This is a genomic window from Aquicoccus porphyridii, assembly GCF_008369105.1.
Classification (GTDB): domain Bacteria; phylum Pseudomonadota; class Alphaproteobacteria; order Rhodobacterales; family Rhodobacteraceae; genus Aquicoccus; species Aquicoccus porphyridii.
This window is the reverse complement of sequence record NZ_VINQ01000014.1, coordinates 88,613-108,111: the sequence shown is the minus strand read 5'-3', so window position 1 is coordinate 108,111 and position 19,499 is coordinate 88,613. Positions and strand designations below refer to the sequence as shown.

The 19,499-nt window shown below is 59.6% G+C and carries 16 protein-coding genes; 5 read left to right on the top strand and 11 right to left on the bottom strand.

From position 1 onward, the window contains the following. Nucleotides 1-346: 346 nt before the first annotated feature. From FLO80_RS16265 to FLO80_RS16245, 5 genes are read right to left on the bottom strand one after another with little or no spacing between them, the layout of a single operon-like run. Nucleotides 347-1,645 (bottom strand): NAD(P)/FAD-dependent oxidoreductase, encoded by a 1,299-nt coding sequence (locus FLO80_RS16265; protein ID WP_111364162.1) that lies wholly within the window; start codon nt 1,643-1,645, stop codon nt 347-349. Beyond that, nucleotides 1,645-2,421, bottom strand: coding sequence for an ABC transporter permease (locus FLO80_RS16260; RefSeq protein ID WP_111364164.1), 777 nt, complete (start codon nt 2,419-2,421; stop codon nt 1,645-1,647). Before FLO80_RS16260 ends, FLO80_RS16265 begins: the two co-directional genes overlap by 1 nt. Continuing rightward, nucleotides 2,418-3,284 carry an ABC transporter permease gene (locus FLO80_RS16255; RefSeq protein ID WP_111364166.1) on the bottom strand — a complete coding sequence of 289 codons (867 nt, stop codon included), beginning with the start codon at nt 3,282-3,284 and terminating at the stop codon, nt 2,418-2,420. Before FLO80_RS16255 ends, FLO80_RS16260 begins: the two co-directional genes overlap by 4 nt. Before the next feature lie 28 nt (nt 3,285-3,312). Further along, complete coding sequence (locus FLO80_RS16250; RefSeq protein WP_111364168.1) at nt 3,313-4,371, bottom strand: extracellular solute-binding protein; 1,059 nt, start codon at nt 4,369-4,371, stop codon at nt 3,313-3,315. Between the two features lie 33 nt (nt 4,372-4,404). Beyond that, on the bottom strand, nt 4,405-5,493 hold the full coding sequence (locus tag FLO80_RS16245; RefSeq protein WP_223145495.1) for an ABC transporter ATP-binding protein: 1,089 nt from the start codon (nt 5,491-5,493) through the stop codon (nt 4,405-4,407). A gap of 313 nt (nt 5,494-5,806) precedes the next feature. Between FLO80_RS16245 and FLO80_RS16240 the strand changes: the two genes are divergently transcribed. The 4 genes from FLO80_RS16240 to FLO80_RS16225 all read left to right on the top strand — a co-directional run bounded on the left by FLO80_RS16240 (nt 5,807) and on the right by FLO80_RS16225 (nt 10,840). Beyond that, nucleotides 5,807-7,408: a class I adenylate-forming enzyme family protein gene (locus FLO80_RS16240; protein ID WP_111364170.1), complete on the top strand. Its 1,602-nt coding sequence runs from the start codon at nt 5,807-5,809 to the stop codon at nt 7,406-7,408. Nucleotides 7,409-7,417: 9 nt separating this feature from the next. Beyond that, a complete protein-coding gene (locus tag FLO80_RS16235) occupies nt 7,418-8,296 on the top strand; it encodes an amidohydrolase family protein (RefSeq protein WP_111364172.1) in 879 nt (292 codons plus the stop codon). A 30-nt stretch (nt 8,297-8,326) separates the two neighbouring features. Next, complete coding sequence (locus FLO80_RS16230) at nt 8,327-9,760, top strand: amidase (protein ID WP_111364174.1); 1,434 nt, start codon at nt 8,327-8,329, stop codon at nt 9,758-9,760. Between the two features lie 102 nt (nt 9,761-9,862). Next, nucleotides 9,863-10,840: a LysR family transcriptional regulator gene (locus FLO80_RS16225; RefSeq protein ID WP_111364176.1), complete on the top strand. Its 978-nt coding sequence runs from the start codon at nt 9,863-9,865 to the stop codon at nt 10,838-10,840. Here the strand turns inward: FLO80_RS16225 and FLO80_RS16220 are convergent. The 6 genes from FLO80_RS16220 to FLO80_RS16195 form a co-directional block, all read right to left on the bottom strand. Further along, nucleotides 10,837-11,871, bottom strand: coding sequence for a threonine aldolase family protein (locus tag FLO80_RS16220; RefSeq protein ID WP_223145494.1), 1,035 nt, complete (start codon nt 11,869-11,871; stop codon nt 10,837-10,839). The two genes, FLO80_RS16225 and FLO80_RS16220, sit on opposite strands and share 4 nt — an antisense overlap. A gap of 26 nt (nt 11,872-11,897) precedes the next feature. Further along, nucleotides 11,898-13,631 carry a dipeptide ABC transporter ATP-binding protein gene (locus tag FLO80_RS16215; RefSeq protein ID WP_111364179.1) on the bottom strand — a complete coding sequence of 578 codons (1,734 nt, stop codon included), beginning with the start codon at nt 13,629-13,631 and terminating at the stop codon, nt 11,898-11,900. Nucleotides 13,632-13,635: 4 nt separating this feature from the next. Further along, nucleotides 13,636-14,574, bottom strand: coding sequence for an ABC transporter permease (locus tag FLO80_RS16210; RefSeq protein ID WP_111364181.1), 939 nt, complete (start codon nt 14,572-14,574; stop codon nt 13,636-13,638). Further along, nucleotides 14,567-15,562, bottom strand: coding sequence for an ABC transporter permease (locus tag FLO80_RS16205; RefSeq protein ID WP_111364183.1), 996 nt, complete (start codon nt 15,560-15,562; stop codon nt 14,567-14,569). Before FLO80_RS16205 ends, FLO80_RS16210 begins: the two co-directional genes overlap by 8 nt. A gap of 88 nt (nt 15,563-15,650) precedes the next feature. Then, nucleotides 15,651-17,246: an ABC transporter substrate-binding protein gene (locus FLO80_RS16200; RefSeq protein WP_111364185.1), complete on the bottom strand. Its 1,596-nt coding sequence runs from the start codon at nt 17,244-17,246 to the stop codon at nt 15,651-15,653. Between the two features lie 24 nt (nt 17,247-17,270). Further along, complete coding sequence (locus FLO80_RS16195; RefSeq protein WP_246156707.1) at nt 17,271-18,434, bottom strand: M20 aminoacylase family protein; 1,164 nt, start codon at nt 18,432-18,434, stop codon at nt 17,271-17,273. A 247-nt stretch (nt 18,435-18,681) separates the two neighbouring features. Here FLO80_RS16195 and FLO80_RS16190 point away from each other — a divergent pair, with 247 nt between their 5' ends. Further along, on the top strand, nt 18,682-19,491 hold the full coding sequence (locus tag FLO80_RS16190; protein WP_111364189.1) for an alpha/beta hydrolase: 810 nt from the start codon (nt 18,682-18,684) through the stop codon (nt 19,489-19,491). Nucleotides 19,492-19,499: the final 8 nt, after the last annotated feature.

Genomic DNA, 19,499 nt, shown 5'->3' with positions numbered 1-19,499 from the left:
CGTGGTGGTCAAGTGGCCACCATTGTGATGGTCAGCCTGTCGGTTGCAGTCGGGGCAGATCCTGCTCGTTTCCGATATTTCCTCGATCTGATCCCGAAGGACAGCTTCCTGCATTTCCCGAAGCAAGCTTCGGACGTCCCTCATCATGAGCTCTAAGTTCTCCGATCCGGCTTGCCGAAGTGGGCGGCAGATGCTGTCTAGGCGATGAGATTGTTTGGTCCCATTTTCAAAAGTCGCTTCGACAATAGTCCCGTACATCCATGGTGATCCGCCTGTTTGAACAACCACTACATCATAGCAAGCCATCCACAGATTTTGCCCACTCCCGTCCCCGGTACACAGACCTTCAGACCCCGGTCATACGTTCCAGCACGTCCCGAAACCTGTACCAACCAGTAACCGCAGGCAGGAACCACGGCGTCTCGCGATAGAATGGCATGGTCGGGAAATCAAGATTCCAGAAGGCGGATCGTTCCTTTCCCGCCATTGCACGGCCTGCCATGTGCCCAAGATAGCTTTGCATCGCGACACCCGATCCGTTGCACCCAAGGGCATACACGATCCCACCATGTTCCCCAAAATGTGGAAGCAGATCAAAGGTAAAGGCTATCCGACCGGACCACGCATTTCGAATCGCGATCCCTTTGGTCTGCGGGAAAACCTCGTGCAGGCGACCGGCAAGCTCTTGCGCCACGCGACCCGCGTCCTGCATCCGCAAGCTGGCCCGCCCCCCAAACAGAATCCGGCGCCGGTCCGGCGTCGGGCGGAAATAGCTGAGCAACCGCCTGCTGTCGACCGCGGTGCGCCCGTTCGGCAACAGCTCCTCGATCATGCCTTCGGGCAGGACATCGGTGACGACGATATAGCTGGCTGCCGGTATGATCCGTCGCCGGACCCAAGGATAAAGACCGTCAGAGTAGCCATTTGTCGCGATCAGGACCTGATCGCAATCAACGCTTGCCTGCCGAGTCTTTACCCTGAACCCCCCGTGACGTCGTTCGATAGCGGTAACGCTACAGTTGCTACAAAGCTGCGCACCTTCGTCCATCGCCAGATCCACCAGCGCCTGAACGTATTTTCCAGGGTGAAGCTGCCCTGCCCGGTCGATGGTCATCACGCCATGATAGATGTCTGACCCGATTACGCGTCGTTGCTCCGCCCTCTCGAACAGGTGAACTCCGTCGCGAGTCATCTTGGCCGACTTGGCCCGCAGCGCGTCGAAATGCGAAGGCAGCGACGCACAGACGACGCGCCCTGACCGTCGGTATTCGACATTTCGCCCCAGTTCGCCAACACGGGCCTCAAGAAAATCGAACGAGGCAGCCGCTTCATTCTTCAATTGCTCTAATAACGCCGCCAGCAGTCGGCGCTCCATAGGCGAGCGAACCTTGGATGACGCAGCCGATTTACCCAAATTCACGCCGCTAGAAACGTGACCGGCGTTGCGACTGCTGGCCCCGAAGCCGAAATCTTCCGCCTCGACAACTGTGACTGCAATGCCCGATTGGCGTAGCGCAATGGCGGCATTCAATCCGGTATAGCCCCCCCCGACCACAACCACGTCCGTCCGCGCCGGGGGCGCATTCGGAACACTGCGCGGCGGCGCTTCTTCCCACCAATAGGGTGTCTGGATCAGATCGGCCATCAATCGCGCTCAACAAAGAACTGGATTCCGATTACCCGATCCAGAACGAATACCATCGCGGACGTGAACAATACCAAGGTTGCAGATACCGCCGCAATCACGGGACTGGCGCTTTCCAGGACCTCGGAGAAAACCTGCACCGGCAGTGTCATCACGAATGGGCCGACAAGGAACATCGTCACCGTCACCTCGTCAAACGAGATGATGAAGCTGAACAGAAGAGAGGTGACAAGGCCCGGTCGGACGGCGGGCAAGGACACCTGCCAAAAGGTGCGCCATGGACGTGACCCAAGGCTGGCCGCCGCCTCTTCCAGCGCCGGGTCCGCCTTGCGAAGAGCCGCAGCGACAGGGCGATAGGCATAGGGAATGGTCAGAATGCAATGCACCAACACCAGCCCGGTGAATGTGCCCAACCACCCCAAGCTGGAAAGCGTGACAATCATGATCACGCCAATTGCCGCATGAGGAAAGATCAGCGGCGTCAGAAGGATGGTTTCATAAACCGTGCCGAAACGGATGCGATGCCGAACCACCGCCCATGCTGCGCCAAGGGATGCCGCAGTGCTGACGGTCGCCCCGATCAACGCCAAAAGAGCCGACGTTCCCATCACGCGAAGCCAGTCTGCAGACCCAAGGAATTCCGCATACCAGCGCAAGGACACTCCCTTTATCGGAAAAGAAAGATAGCCTGCCGAGGTGAAGGACGACAGAACGACGATGACGATCGGCAGCGGAAGAAACAACAGGACCGCCACGGCTATGATGCGAGAGGTCATTGGCCGGCCCCATCTGAAAGTCGCCGAACCAGCCAGCGTTCGAATATCTGTATAGGAAGCACAACGCCAAGCGCTGTGATCAACAGAACCGTCGCCAATGCTGCTGCCTTCGGATAGTCGAAGAAGTGCATCACTTCCTGAAATATCTCGGTGCCAAGCATCGTGTCCCCCAGCCCCCCAAGCAACAGGGGCGTCACGATTGCGCCTGTTGCCATGAGGTAGACCAAGGTGATTCCGGTCAAGATGCCGGGCAACGCCAGCGGCAGAACCACTGTCCGAAAGCTGTGGGCGGGTCGACCGCCCAAGCTCATCGAGGCTTCCTCCATCGAGCGTGGAATCTGCAACATGACCGACAGGATTGCGATAATCATGAACGGCAGCAGGACGTGCACCAGCCCAAGGATCACCCCGAAATCATTGTACATCAGCTTCATAGGCCGATCGGCCAGCCCGACCCAGCTGGCAAATCCGTTGATCAGACCCCTCGGCCCCAGGATCACAACCCAGCCATAGCTGCGCACCACGATGGACACCAACCATGGAAAGATGATCAGCAGCAGCAGAAAGTTTCGGTTGCCGCGATAGCGCGCCACATAATAAGCGGTCGGAAATCCGAGCAGGACAGAGAAGAACGTGGTCAACGCCGCAATCCTGAGAGTCCGTCCAAGCATCTCGACATAGTCCGGTCGATTCAGGATCGCTGTGTAGTGCCCAAGATCAAGCTGACCATCTATCGACAAGGATGACGTGATCAGCCCGATCAAACCGATCAGGAAAACGCCCATGAGCAGGGCGGATGGCGCAAGGAGAAGGACGGAACGGGAGAACTTGGGCACAGCAGCAGCCTCCGGCTTGTGCGGCATCGGCCCGGCGCGTACCGGGCCGACACTTTCAGAGATTGGCGAGCATCTGGTCGATGGTTGCGACCGTGTCTTTCTGATGCTCGGCGATATGGCCCCAGTCGGGCTGATAGAGTTTTGCCCGCAAATCGGAATAGCTCATGCCAAGTTTCGCCGTAATCTCGTCAGTCGCCTCGGCCTTGGAATTCGCCGGGATGTATCCCGAGATCGCCATGCCACGCTCTTGCGGAGCAGCGCCCGCGATATAATTGAGCCAGTTTGCCACCATCTCGCGATCCGCGACACCTTTGGGGGCAACCACCACATAGGGCAGAAGAAGGGCGCCCTCCTCGGGGATGACTATTCGCACATAATCCACCCCGGCCTCGTTCAACGACCAGACCCGGACAGAATAGAATGGCATCGCTGCAACCTCTCCGCGTTCAAGCATGGTGTTCTGCTGCGCCAGCGAGTTGGACACATTGAGTACGTTCCGGGCCATCCCTTCAAGAAGGTCCAGCCCTCCTTCGGTATTGAACTCGTCACCGCCCGCGGCCTTGGAGAGGATGGTCAGATCGTAGGTCGACAGATAGATCGGACGTGTCATGCCAAGGCGCCCTGCCCATTTTTCATCGGCAAGATTCTTCCACGACTTGAACTCGCCGACTGACGCCTCGTTGGTGTTCACAGCGATGCCATAATAGGCAAAATAGGGTGTGATCCCGGCAAGGCGTCCGTCCTTGGTCTTGAGCCAATATTTCTCGTCGATTTCCTTCATCGCGGGCAATTCGTCGATGCTGAAGGTTTCCAGCATATCGTCCCGCATCATGTTCACACCCTGGACAAAAGTGCCGATGCCGGTGTGGTACTGCGGGTTGCCGGCTTGCGCACGAAACTGGGCTTCAGGGTTGGGGACCTCGACGATGCGGACCGCGGTTCCGGTTTCCTCGGCATAAGGCTTCGCAAACGCCTCGGTCCAGGTATCGCCAACACCGCCGCCCCACGAGGCATGCAGGAGTTGGCCGGATTGGGCCATCAATCGTGACGGCTGCGAAAGCGCCGTGGCGGTTCCCATGGCACCGAGAATGGATTGGCGTCGTGTCAGTTTCATATCAAGTCCTCCTTGTCGAATTGAATGCCCCGGTTAGGCCGGGATCAGTGTGATTGCGTCGTTTGGCCAGCCGGCCGATACGGTTTCGCCAGGCAAAAGCGGATGCCCCCGCCCCGGCTGAAACGGAACCTGTGCCAAGAGTGGGCCGGCGGCACTGTCCAGCGCATAGGTAATCGTCGCACCTGAAAAGCTGTGCGATACCACCCGGGCCGGAACGGAATACTCGCCCCTTGCCCCCAGCAGGACATGCTCGGGTCGGATGGAAACCGACATGCGCTCGCCCTGTCGCCTGGCGGCCGAAGTGGTCGCGACACTGAGCCGGATATCCGTGCCATCCAGATCGAGTTCGGTTTGCTCTGACGTAACCGAGCAAACCGATCCGCTGAGAAAATTCGTTTCGCCAACGAACCGGGCCACGAACTCCGTCTGCGGCTTGTGATATATGTCCACCGCCGAGCCGTACTGGTCGACCTTCCCTGCGGTCATCACCGCTATCCGATCGGACATCGACAATGCCTCTTCCTGATCATGGGTCACGAAAATGAATGTGATGCCAGTTTCGCGTTGTATCCGCTTCAGCTCGACCTGCAGTTGCCGCCGCAACTTCAGGTCCAGCGCCGAGAGAGGTTCGTCGAGAAGCAGGACATCGGGCGCGGTGACAAGTGATCGCGCCAAGGCGACGCGTTGCCGCTGGCCACCCGAGATCTGGCCGGTCCTGCGGCTTTCAAACCCTTCGAGCCCGACCATTGAAATCATCTCGCGGACACGACGGTCCAGATCGTCCGTGCGTTTGCGGGCCCGCAATCCGAACGCCACGTTATCGTAGACATTCATGTGGGGAAACAGCGCCAGATTCTGGAAAACCATTCCGATTTCGCGCTGATACGCCGGGTCTCGCGACATATCCTTTCCCCGCATCAGGATGCGCCCGGACGAAGGGACTTCGAACCCGGCGATCATCCGTAACAGCGTGGACTTGCCGCAACCGGACGGCCCCAGCAACGTGACGAATTCGCCTTCGTTCACGTCGAGATCAACCCGATCAACCGCACGCGCTCCGTCAAACACCTTCGAAACGTCGTCGATCTTGAGAATGACAGCTTCAGAATCCGTGTCTTGCAAATTCAGGCTCCGTTCGTCGCGGTTGTTCGGGCGCACCCGTTGTGATGTGCCGCTAGTCTGCCGACGAATGACCCCCTTTAGTCAAATATCAAGTCAAACGAATTTCATTCCGTTTTGGAATGACCCTGAAAACGAGAGGAGCCAATCCCAACTGTATGATTTGATGTATTTATTCCTCACCCCCTAGTCATACCTTCAGGTTATGTTTTTGGCTCAATTCGAAATTTGATAACGCTTTGCCCAGCAGTCTAACTGGTTGCAACAAGATCAATTGCGGTGTCCGCGACGACAAGCACAGGAACTGAAAAGCACGATGACGGCTGTCCCCCTTACCTTTCCAGACCAGACCCCGACCCAGCGCCGGGCGGCCATCGAAGCGGCGGATTTTGCCGCGTCGATCACTGATCTCCTTGATGGCGCGGCCACCGAATGCCCGGATGCCACGCTATGGGAATTCTTCGATGAAGGGATCAGCGCCACCTACGCGGAGGTTCGACAGGAAAGCCTGAAATACGGTGCCCTTCTGGCCGCGCTGGATGTCCGGAAAGGCGATCGCGTGGCCGTCATGCTGCCGAACGTGCCGGAGATGCCGCTGACATGGTTTGGGCTGGGCTGGATCGGGGCTGTCATGGTGCCGGTCAACATTCGGTATTCGGCACGGGAGCTGGCCTACCTGGTCAAGAACTCGGGCGCACGGTTGCTCATGATCCACGTGGATCTGATCGGTGTGCTCGACGAGCTGGAGCTCGATGTCGAGGTCGCTATCGTTGGCGGGCAGGACTGGCAGGAAAATCTGGGCAACGCCGACGCCGCGGATTGTCCATGCGCGCATGTCGACCGCGACGATCTGATGAATATCCAGTATACATCGGGCACGACCGGCCTCCCCAAGGGGTGTCTTCTGACCCATAGGTATTGGCTGACGACGGGCATGGTGAACGCCTGGCGCGATGGCCGACGTTTTCGCCGCATCCTTGCGACCACGCCATTCAGCTACATGGACCCTCAATGGCTGTTGTTGATGGCGATCTACCAGCGGGGAACCATTGTCGTTGGTAAACGGCAAAGCGCCTCGAAATTTTCGGGCTGGCTGTGCGAGCACCGGATCGAGTTCTGTCTTTTTCCCGAGGCTGCCAGCAAACAACCCCCAGCACCGCATGACGCGGACAATCCCGTCATCCGCGCCAATATCTACGGTGTCAGGGCATCGGCCCATGCCGAAATCGAGACACGGTATGGCCTGACCGCACGCGAAGCATTTGGCATGACCGAAATCGGTTCGGGCCTCTACATGCCGATGGAAGCGACGGACATGGTTGGATCGGGAAGCTGCGGCATCCCATCACCCTTCCGCGAAACCCGGATTGTGGACGAGTCGGGCACCGAGGTTCCCGTGGGCGAAATCGGAGAGCTTATCATCAGGGGGCCCGGAATGTTCCTCGGCTACCATGAAAACCCCGAAGCGACCGACCAGGCGCTGAAGGATGGCTGGTTCTATACCGGCGACCTGTTTCGCCGTGACGCGCGGGGCTTCCACTTCATCGTTGGGCGCAAAAAGGACATGATCCGACGCTCTGGCGAGAACATCGCCTGCCGCGAAGTCGAAGGCGTTCTGCGGGATATGGATGAGATCGAGGAAGTCGCGCTGATACCCGTTCCCGACGACATCCGGGGAGAGGAAGTCAAAGCATATCTTACGCTTCAGAACGGATACGCCCCCGACACCGATCTGATCGACCAGATTGTCGCCTATGCCGGTGGGCGTCTCGCCCCGTTCAAGGTGCCGAGGTACTTCGAATTCATCGACACCATGCCACGCACAACCTCGTTCAAGGTGGCAAAGGCAGAACTGATAAAGGCCCGCGACGATCACCGGGTCGGGGCTTTCGACCGTGTGAACAACATCTGGCGCTAGGGGCAAGACATGATCATCGACTACGGCGCGACACCACCCATCCCCGGCCTGTCCCTTGGCGACGGCAGCCATCTTGCGAACTACCGGCGTGTCTATGCCACGTCGGAGAAGGCCGCCGCCCGCGGCCAGGTCGAACTGGGCCAGTGGTTTCAGAACCGCGACGACGCCGGCATCGGCCTTACGGTCATCAAGGCGCGCGACGTGGAAACCACTTTCGGCGGGCGCGTCACCAACGAGGCCGTCGCAAAAACCGTTGCGGCCTATCCCGACCAGTTCATCGGATTTGCGGGGGTCGATCCCAACAAGGGGATGATTGCGGTTCGGGAATTGGAACATGCGATCAGGGATCTGGGCCTGAAAGGGCTGAACCTGCAATGCTTCGAAAACAGGCTCGCCGTCGACGACAGGCGCATGTATCCATTATACGCAAAGTGCATCGAGCTCGACATCCCGGTGAACATCCATGTCGGCATCAACTTCTCCTTGCAGTCATCGCCCGATTTCGGCCGCCCGGAAATGCTGGACCGGGTTATGTGCGACTTTCCCGAACTACGGGTCTGTGCCGCCCCGCCGGGATGGCCTTGGGTGCAGGAACTTCTGGCTGTTGCATGGCGTCATCCGAATCTGTGGATCGGGCTGGTCGCGATGCGTCCCAAGCTCCTGAATGTCGAAAACTCAGGCTACGGGCCGCTGCTTCAATACGGGCGGACAATTCTGAAGGATCGCATGATGGTCGGCACGGCATGGCCGATGCAGCCGATGAAACGGGTGATCGAAGAGGTGCGCGCGCTTCCGGTCGAAACGGACATTGCGGACGCCTGGCTTGGTGGAAACGCAAGAAGATTCCTTGGGCTGCGATCCCCTGACATCGAAACATCTCGCGGCTAAGGTCAACGCTACCTGGGAGGATTATCAAAGATGAACGATGACGACCTTTGTCGCATGACGGCCACCGCGTTACTTCCGAAACTGAAATCCGGCGCGATCAAGTCCGCAACGCTGATGCGCGCGGTGCTGGACCGTATCGAGAAGCTTGACGTTCAAACCAACGGAATCGCGCATCTCGATCCCGACGCGGCAATGGCCCAGGCCGAGGCACTGGACTCTGCGCTGGCCAAAGGCGAAGCTCCGGGCGTGCTTCATGGTATCCCGGTGACGGCAAAGGACCTGCTCAAGGTAAAGGGGCTTCCCGTCGAGATGGGCTCCCATGCTTTCAAGGGCATGGTGGCGGATGACGATGCCGAAGCCATCGCACGCCTGCGCCGCAAGGGCGCCATCCCGTTCGCCAAGACCTCCACGCCGGAATTCGGTCACAAGGTGCTGACGGATTGCCCGACAAATGGCATCAGCCGGAACCCCTGGAACCTCGAACGAAGCTGCGGGGGATCGTCGGGCGGTGCGGGCATTGCCACCGCGATGGGCTTTGGTCCCCTGCATGTCTCGTCTGATGGTGCGGGGTCCGGGCGGATACCGGCCTCGGCTTGCGGTGTGACCGGCATCAAGCCGACCTGGGGCGCGATCCCGCACGAAACCACCACCGATGTCTTCGGCTCGTTCACCTGCATCGGTGTCATGGCGCGCTCGGTCGCCGATCTCGTCCTCGGTCTTAACGAAATGAAGGGGCCTGACCGGCGCGACCCCTGGTCATTCGGCGGCCACAGTGATCCCGTCACCATGGCGGGTGACCCAATAGCGGCGCTCAAGGGATTGAAACTGCGGGTGATCATGCGAACGGTAAACGAATGGGTCGATCCGGAAGTCGAGAGTGCCGTTCACAATGCGGTTGCCGCCCTTGGCGATGCCGGCGCAACGGATGTCGGGGTGATCGAAGATCCGGTTTACGACAACGCAAACGCGCTTGTTTACATGCGCGCGTACCAATACGCCCGCTTCGGACATCTTCTCGAGGAATTCGGCGACCGCATGGATCGGACGGCACGAATGTCCCTGACCCCGGGTCCACAGCACACATACGATATTCTGGCCAAGGCGATGAAGGCCCGAACCGATATCTTTCACGAAGTCGAACGCCAGTTTGACGGGGCAGATGTCTACATTACACCGACCATCGCAACACCATCTCTGCCGATTGGCCAGCAACAGGACGATCCGCTTGTCGTCGATGGCGTCGAACACGGCCCGCTGCGCGAGGCATGGTATCCCTACACGGTTCCGCAGAACGCAAGCGGCCATCCGGCCATGTCCGTACCTGTCGGGATGTCGTCCGGCGGGATTCCGATCGGGATGCAGATCGTGGGGCCCTGGCACAGCGAAGCACGGCTTCTGGCCATCGCCGCCGCCGTCGAAGCTCTTATGCCCTGGGCCGACCGCTGGCCACCAACAGCGGCGTGAACCGTACCGGCACGGGATCGCGCAGCACGGTTCGCCAGCAAGAGAATATTTTTGTAACTCCGCGCTCTGCCGTTACAGTCCGGGTAACGGAGAGCTTTTACCATGCGCATTACCCACAGACAGCTTGAGGCCTTTATCCAGTTCATGGAAACCGGGACGGTGACAGCGGCCGCCGACCGGATGTATGTCACGCAGCCCGCGATGAGCAAGATGCTGGCCGGTCTTGAGATCGACCTGAACCTGACACTGTTTCTGAGGGAAAAGCGACGCCTGATCCCGACCGACGAAGCACGCCTGCTGTATAACGAGGTGCGACGCCTGTTCGCATCGCTCGCCGATGTAGAGCGGTTTGCAGAGGACCTCAGAACCTTTCGGACAGGCGAGCTTCGCATCGTCACCGCTTCGACGATCGGGTTGACGCTTGTCGCCGATGCCCTTGCGGAATTTGCGAAAGAGAACCCCGATGTCGATGTGCTTATGGACATGTCATCCAATGTCGGGCCGGATGTGCTGGCCGCCAATGTCGATATCGGGTTCTCGGTCACCCAGTTTCAACATCCGGCACTGAAGATCGAACCGCTGATTCATGCCAGTTCGGTGTGCATCGTGCCAAAGAACCATCATCTGGCAGGACGTGATCGGGTTGGCCCCAAGGATCTTGAGGGGGAAGAGTTCATTTCATTTTCACGCGACAGCCGGATGCGCCACATCACCGATGGCGTGTTCGAACAGTACCGGGTGATGCGAAAAATGCGGATCGAGGTTTTTGCCTCGGCCGAAGCCAACGCTCTCGTGTCCCGCGGGGTGGGCGTTGCAATCGTCGAGCCGCTGGGGGTGCGCCAGGAATTCTGGCCCGATGTCGTCGCCATCCCCTTCGATCCGGCCATCGAGTTCACCTTCTCGGCGTTTCGCCCACGCGACCGGATCGCGTCGCCGCTCGCGAACAGGTTCATGGATATGCTGCGGCGCCATATTCGCGAAATGCATGACGGCGAAGCCTATCTCCCCGACTGGATGGAGGTCAGGTTGCCGGGTCGATCAAGAACCCCGACGCCCCCGGTTGAGGATATGATCGACTAGGGCCGCGCACGGGATCTTGCGACGTCAAGAAATGCATCGACGTCCCGAGACTGCGTATCGAATGCCGTGACGAGGCGCGCCCGAACGGATCCATCGCGCTCCGACCTTCGGGCGTATCGCGCCCCGGCAGAAATCAACGCGGCGTCCATGTCGGCATCAAGACGGGCAAAGACCATGTTGCCATCGACACGATTTGTGACCGTCGCACCCGGCACCTTCGCCAGCCCCGCCGCCAACCGGGATGCGGCGTCATTCGCCTGACCGGCCAGCCGCAACCAGAGGTCGCTGCCGAACATGGTCACGATCTGCGTCGACATCACCCGCATTTTCGACAGCAAGTGACCCGCCCGCTTGCGCCGAAACCCCATGTCCCGCGCAAGATCGGGATCGAAAATGACGACGGCTTCGGCACCGAGAGCGCCGTTCTTCGTTGCGCCAAGCGACAGGACATCAATACCGGCCCGCCAGGTCATATCCGCCGGGGCGCATCCGGCATGTGCCACGGCATTTGCGAAACGCGCCCCGTCCATGTGACAGAAGAGGCCCGCATCATGGGCCATATCCGTCAGTGCGTGTACGTGCCGTGGCGTATACGCCGCGCCCAGTTCGCTGATCTGGGCGATGGAGATTGCGGCAGGCTGGACGGCATGGACATCCCCAACCCGACCCCGCCTCAAGGCAGTGGCAAGCACGGCAGGATCAATCAGGCCATCGGCATGGTCGAGCAACCTGAGAGTGGCCCCGCCCGTGAAAAAGGTTGGAGCCCCGCACTCGTCAACATCCAGATGCGCAGATCCCGCGGCATATATCGCACCCCATGGCGGACAAACCGACGCCAGGGCCAAGGCATTTGCCGCTGTTCCCGTGGGCACAAGAAACACGTCGGCGGCGGGCGCATCAAACAGATCGCGCAAGGTGGCCCGGGCGGCCAGGGTCACGTCATCAGAGCCGTAACTGCGTGCCCGCCCATCCAGCACGGACATCACGGCGGCGGCAATTTCGGGTGCCGCACCGGCGCAATTGTCGGACATGAAATCGAGCCTCGGCGCGCAAGGGCTCATCTGTCGTTGACCCGCTCCAGTTTACCCTGCCCCGCCACCTGGGGCATCAGGGAAAGCAAATGGGACGTGTAGGGATGTTGGGGCGCCTTGAACAAGTGTTCAGCCGGGGCGATTTCAACCAGCTCCCCGGTTTTCATCACGCCGATCCGGTCGCACATCTGGCGGATAACCGGCAGATCGTGACTGATGAACAGCAATGTCAGCCCCAGTTCCGCCTGAAGGCTTTTCAGAAGGTTGAGAATTTGTGCCTGTATCGACACGTCAAGCGCCGAGGTCGGCTCGTCGCAGATCAGGAACTGCGGCCGCGTGGCCAGCGCCCTGGCGATTGAAATGCGTTGTCGTTGCCCCCCTGAGAACTCGTGCGGGTAACATCGCGCCGCCTGGGCGCCAAGCCCGACATGTTCCAGCAAATCGGCGACGATGGCATCGGCTTCGGCCTTGTCCTGCGCCAGCCTGTGATGGCGGATCGGTTCGCTTACGATCTCACTGACCCTTTTGCGACGGTTCAGCGACGAAAACGGGTCCTGAAAGATCATCTGTATCTGCTGGCGCATCGATGCCGACATCACCTGTGCCTCGGGCCCGGCGATTTCAGTGCCATCATAGCGAATGCGTCCGAAACTCGGCTGATAGAGCCCTGCGATCATGCGCGCCACGGTGGATTTTCCAGATCCGCTCTCGCCGACCAGCCCAAAGGTTTCGCCGCTGTGTATTTCGAAACTCACGTCGCGCACGGCAGTGAAACTGCGCCGCCACGACGGGATGACCGAGTGATGAAGCGCAAAACGCATGGTCAGGTTGTCGACCTGAACCAGCGGCGTGTCATTCGCGGCGGGTTCCGCTGCCCGGCGCCCCAGCCAATGTGTCGCGAGATCGATGACCTTGCGTTCGGCCCGGGTGTCACCGGCTTCACGGTAATCAAGCTGGGGAAAGTGATCCAGCCTGACATCGGAGCGCGGCACCGCGGCCAACAGGCTTTTGCTATAGGAATGGGTGGGATGGGTCAGCACATCCGAAGTCTTGCCCGTCTCCACCACCCTGCCCCGATACATGACCGCCACCCGGTCGGTCACCTCCGAAATCACCCCCATGTCATGCGTGATGAAGATTGCGCCGACATTGCGGTCGCGGCACAGGCGGCGCAACAGGGTCAGGATTTGCGCCTGCACCGAAACGTCCAGGGCCGTGGTAGGTTCGTCACAGATAACCAGATCCGGGTCGGCACACAGGGCCAAAGTGATCACCACGCGCTGCCGCATCCCGCCTGAAAACTGATGCGGGTAATCATTCACGCGAGAGGAAGGATCGGGAATACCCACCTCTCCCAATAGCTCGATGGCGCGCTCCATCGCCGGACCTTTGGCAAGATCGGAATGTCGGCAGATGGTTTCGGCAATCTGGTCGCCAATGGTCAGCAGCGGATTGAGGCTGGTCATCGGGTCCTGAAAGATCATGCCGATACGACGGCCCCGGATCGCGCGCATGCCTTGTTCCGACAGGGTATCTATGCGCCGGTCATCAAACCAGATTTCACCGCCGGCAATCCGGCCCGGCGGATCGAGAAGACCGATGATGGCATTGCCGATGGTGGATTTTCCGGCACCGGATTCTCCGACGACACCAAGGATTTCACCTCTTTCAAGGCTCAGGTGGATACCGCGGACAGCCTCGATCGTGCCACGGCGCGTGTCGAAATGGATCTTCAGGTCTTTGAGGTCAAGAAGGCTCATGTCGTCATTCCAATGTCGGGTTGAGCACGTCGCGCATCCAGTCGCCAACAAGGTTGACCGTCAGCACCAACAGGGCAAGCGCGGCACCCGGAAAGATCGTGATCCACCAGGCACCAGAGAAAAGGAAATTGGTGCCGTCATTGATCAGGGTTCCAAGCGATGGACGGGTCGGCGGAACACCGACCCCCAGGAAACTGAGCGTCGCCTCGGTCAGGATGGCTCCTGAAAGGTTCAACGTCGCGATGACGAGGATGGGCCCAAGCACATTGGGCAGGATGTGCCGGAACATGATCGCCAGCTGGCCGATTCCGATCAGCCGCGCCGCCAGAACATACTCCTGCCCCCGTTCAACCATGGTCGATGCACGCACGGCGCGGGCGAACTGTACCCAGTTTGACAGGCCGATCGACAGTATGAGCACCAGGATCGCGACATTGTCCAACGTCGAGGGCGGCGCAACGGCACGCAGGATACCGTTGATCAGCAGGGCTACAAGGATCGTCGGAAGAGCAAGCTGAACCTCGGCCGTCCGCATGATGATCGCGTCGATCAATCCGCCCCGATACCCCGCGATCAGGCCAAACGACACGCCGATCAGCAAAGATAGAGCAACACTTACCAGGCCGATAAAGATCGACATCCGGCTGCCATAGAGGATCGTGGACAGGATTCCGCGGCCAATGGCGTCGGTACCAAGAAGGAACCGGGCGTCGCCGCCCTCTTCCCATGCCGGGGGCAACATCGCGTCAAAGATATCGATGGCCCCCATGTCATAAGGATTCTGGGGCGCGATGAAGGCCGCACCCACGGACGCGATAATCATGAGCAAGGCAACCACAGCCGCCGCCACAGTCACCGGCGAGGCAAGGAAACTGATGGCAATGTCGCTCTGGCGGATACGCTGCCAGCGGGACAGTGTTGCAGGTGCAGAGGTCTCAGGCATTCGCGGTCCCCTTCAGCGTATTCGACCGCAGGCGCGGATCGATCGCGTAATAGGCAAGGTCGGTAATCAGGTTGATGATGACGAAGAAGAAGGCGATCATGATGAGGTAAGCCGACATCACCGGGATATCGACCTGCTGGATCGCCTGCAGGAACAACCGCCCCATACCCGGCCACTGAAAGACGCTTTCGGTGATGATGGCAAAGGCGATCACGTTGCCAAGCTGTAGACCGATGACCGTCACCACGGGCATCAACGTGTTTTTCAGCGCATGACGGAAATTGATCGCCCGCTTGCCCAGGCCGCGGGCGCGGGCGAACTTGATATAGTCGGTGCGCATGACGTCCAGCATCTCGGCGCGGACAAGCCGCATCACCATCGTTGTCTGGAACAGCGCGAGGGTGATGGATGGCAGGATCAACGATTTCAGGCCCGAGATGGTCAGAAAGCCCGTGCTCCAGCTCCCGCCAAGGATCGACACCGTGTCGCCGCGCCCGAACGAGGGCAACCAGCCAAGTATGACCGAGAACAGGTAGATCAACATGATGCCGATCAGGAATGTCGGGATCGAAATACCGATCAGCGAAACTGCCATCAGGCCGCGTGCCACCCGGCCAAACCGATTGAGGCCGGTATAGACGCCCAGCGGGATACCGATCAGCACCGACAGAAGTACCGACAGTCCCGCCAGTTCGACAGTCGCGGGCATACGCTCGGCAATCAGCGTCCCCACGGGACGCTTGTGAAAGTACGAAACGCCGAAATCGCCCTGGACTGCGCCACTGATGTAGCGCCAGAACTGAATGGATATCGGGTCATTCAGGCCCATGACATCTCGCAATCGCTCGATCTCGGCCTGTGAAGCATCCTCGGTGATCATCTGGCGTATGGGATCGCCAACGAAACCGAAAAGAGAGAACGCAACCGCAGCAACAAGGAACATCACCAGTATCGACTGTGCCAGTCGGCCCGAAACATAACGGATCATTCTTGCCTCGCGATGTTTGAGAAAGTCGGGAGCCCGTCACGGACACCCGACAGTTGGACGGCCCAGGAGAGGCGCCGTCAGGGAGAAGTCACCGTGCGATCCTGGCCGACTTGTATTGGAAATAGTCGTCCGGGCGCTGCATCACTTCGATCCCGTTGCGCACGCCCCAGACGACAGCCTGCTGGTGCAGCGGGAGGTAATAGACCTCGTCGTGGACGATCTGGTAGGCTTCCTGAATAAGCGCGTCACGCTTGGCCTGATCGGTTTCGCTTTCCACGGCGGCAACGATCTCGTCGATACGCTCGTTGGCAAAATCGCCATTGTTTATGCGCCCGCGCCCCGAGTCCTCATCCCAGCTTCCCATGAGGTTGAACAGGACGGAATAGCTGTCGAGGCCACCGGGGGTCCAACCCATCATGTAGATGGCGAATTCCTGAACCGGGCGGCCCACGACCTTCCAGTATTGACTGACGTTCATGGTCCGCAATTCGATCTCGATGCCGACCCTGGCCAGCATCGAGGTGACCGCCTGACAGATACGCTCATCGTTGACATAGCGATTGTTCGGACAGACCAGCGCGGTCTTGAACCCGTCCGGGAATCCGGCCTCGGCCAGCAGTTTGCGCGATGCCTCCGGGTCGAAGGGATAACGCTGCATGTCTCCCGCAGGGGCGAACAACAAGGGAGAGATCAAGGTAGCGGCGGGTTCGGAAAGACCGTTCATGATCTTTTCCTGAATGCCATTGATATCGATCGCCTGGTATATCGCCTGCCGAACCCGCTTGTCCTTGAACGGGTTGCCCTCCGGCTCGGTCTGGAGCGCATCTTCCCGGCGTTGGTCCATGCCCAGCATGATGGTGCGCAACTCCGGCTGGATCAGAACATCGGTATCAGCGTTGGATTTGAGCCGCTCGATATCCTGAAGCGGAACGGGAAACATCATGTCGATCTCCCCCGATAGCAACGCCGCGACCCGTGTGCCATCCTGCGTGATCGGAAGATAGACGACCTTGTCGAGATTGTGCCCGACCGTGTCCCAATAATCCTTGAAAGGTTCGAACACGGTGCGGGTTTCCGCGACCCTCTCGACCACGGTAAAGGGGCCGGTGCCGTTCGACACCTGACCGGCAAAGCTTTCGATGTTCTCGACGGAATTGGACGGAACGGTCGCATCGTTCTTTTCGGCCCATTCCTTGTCCATCATGTAAATCGACGTCCAGGTTTGGGGCAGGATCGGGTAAGGTTTGTTCGTGACGAACTCGATTGTCAGATCATCAATCTTGTTCATTTCCTTGATCATCGACACCCGGTCGCGGAGGAAAGAGTACTTGTTGCCCACCCGCTCGAGAGAAAAGATCACGTCATCTGCCGTAAAGGGATTGCCGTTGTGAAACGTCACCCCTTCCCTTAGCTTGAAACGCCATGTGGTGGGGGTCACGACCTCCCAGCTTTCGGCAAGAACGGGGACAAGCTGCATATCCTTGTCACGTCCGACCAACGGCTCATAGACGTTTCCAAGGATCGACAATGGCAGCGCACCTGTCGTGCCATGCGGATCGAGATTGGCAATCGCGGCCTGCGACGACCACCGCAGCACGTTTTCCTCGGCGGCGGTCGGCGCGGCACAAGACAGCGCCGCGATCGTCGCTAGCGCCGATGCCGTCAGAATTCGGATCTGTTGCATTGAGTACTCCCTTTGGCTAGGCGCTCAGTTGTCCTGGCGCAATTGATCCTCGACCAGAGCGGCAAAGTAGGATGCTCCGATTGGCAGGATATCGTCGTTGAAATCGTAGGACGGATGATGAAGCCCGGGGTCGTCGCTCCCTTCCCCGCTCCCGACATGGATATAGGCGCCGGGCAGAACCGCCAGCATGTCGGCAAAATCCTCGCCGCCGGCCGTCGGCGGATTGTTACGGATGATCGCCTCCTCCCCCAGGATCGATGCAAGAACGCGATCCGCCGAGGCCGCTTCGGCCGCCGTGTTGACGGTCGGCGCACAGCCCATCCGGTATTCAAGCGCGATCTTGACGCCATAAACCGCTTCCATGCCGGCACAGATTTCGTGGATTCGACGTCGGATGGTCTGACGCACCTCTTCGCGAAACGTCCGGATCGTGGCATGAAGCTCTGCGGTTGGCGGCACGACATTGACCGCTGTGCCGGAATGGAACTGTGTGACGTTGACCAGGGCAGTATCAATCGGGTCGATGTTCTTGGTCACCACATGCTGAAACGCCGTGTGAAGCTGAACCCCGACCGAAATAGGGTCGTTCCCTGCGTGTGGCCGGGCGCCATGAGTGCCTTTTCCGGTGATGACAATCTTCATCCCATCCACCGCGGCCATGACCGGACCCGGCCGGACCGCCGCACGCCCTTTCGGAAGGGTGGGCGCGTTGTGCAGCGCCCAGATCGTGTCGCAAGGAAATCTCGCGAACAGCCCCTCGCTGATCATACGCTTGGCGCCCGACCCTTTTTCCTCGGCGGGCTGGAAGATGAACACGACCGTCCCCGAGAAATTCCGGGTCTCTGCCAGGTAACGCGCCGCGCCCAGAAGCATGGTTGTATGGCCATCGTGCCCACAGGCATGCATGACCCCGTCATGGGTCGACCTGTGCGGCACATCCGACAATTCCTGCATCGGAAGCGCATCCATGTCCGCACGCAAACCGATTGCACCCGGCCCGTTGCCCTGCCGCAGAACACCGACGACACCCGTGCCGCCAAGGCCGCGATGGACCTCGATTCCCCACCTTTCCAGCCGCTCCGCAACAAGGTCGGACGTGCGCTGTTCTTGATAGTTCAATTCCGGATGAGCATGGAAATCCCGACGCCATTCCGTCATCTCGGCATGTAGGTCAGAAATCTGGGGCATAATCGGCATGATGGAGTCAGCGCTCCCTTTCAGGCTTGTTCTCTGTTGTTACATGCGACGTTAGCGGTCGGAAGTTCCGAGTAAAAATAGCGATTGGATGCCAATTCATAACTATTGCTCATGTAGCGATGCGGTATGGCACATGCCGCCACTCGATAACCTGAGGTTCTGATTTGCCTGCAGGGTTTCATTTGTCGGCGGATGGTGAACGGCTTCATCATCTCGTCGGCAAACAGGACGGAACGACATGCCACACGACAAGACATCCCTGCCCGACATCCCACCCCCACCGGGAACGACATTCGTTCCCGATATCCCCTATGCCCGACACGACAGGCAGAAGATCGACCTCTACCTTCCCGATACGCGAGCGCGCGGTGTCGTCGCCTATATCCATGGCGGAAGCTGGTTGAAGCTCGACCGGAAAATCGTGCGGGCCCGGTACCTGCTTGAGCGGGGCTATGCCATTGCAAGCCTGGGCTACCGCCTGTCGCAACATGCGCCGTTCCCGGCCCAGATTCAGGATGTGAACGCGGCGCTCGCCCTCCTGGCCCGCATCGCGCCGGACTACGGGCTCGACATGGAGCGCCTTGCGCTTCTTGGGCTGTCGGCGGGCGGTCACCTTGCGGCCCTTGCCGCGCTGGCACGCACGAATAACGACTTCATGTCGTCCGACAATCCAAGAATTCGGGCCGTGGTGGATTACTATGGGCCGTCGAACCTGATCACGCTTTGCGCAGGGGCGGACAGTATGCTGGACCGGCCGGTCACCCGGTTGCTTGGTGCGTCTGTCTTCGATGCGCCGGTCAAGGCATTCCGAGCAAGCCCGGTCGCCTACTGCACGTCTGACAGCCCTCCTTTCCTGCTGATTCACGGCGATTCAGATACCGTCGTGCCGATCACCGAAAGCTACAACCTTCAGGCCCAGCTTGTTGCCGCCGGCGGCACCGCCCAGATGATCCACGTGCCTGGTGGCGGCCACGCCTCACCGAACATGCACACGCCCGAGATTCATCGGCAGATCGCGGATTTCATCGACCTGCATCTGGCGGACTGACACCGGTT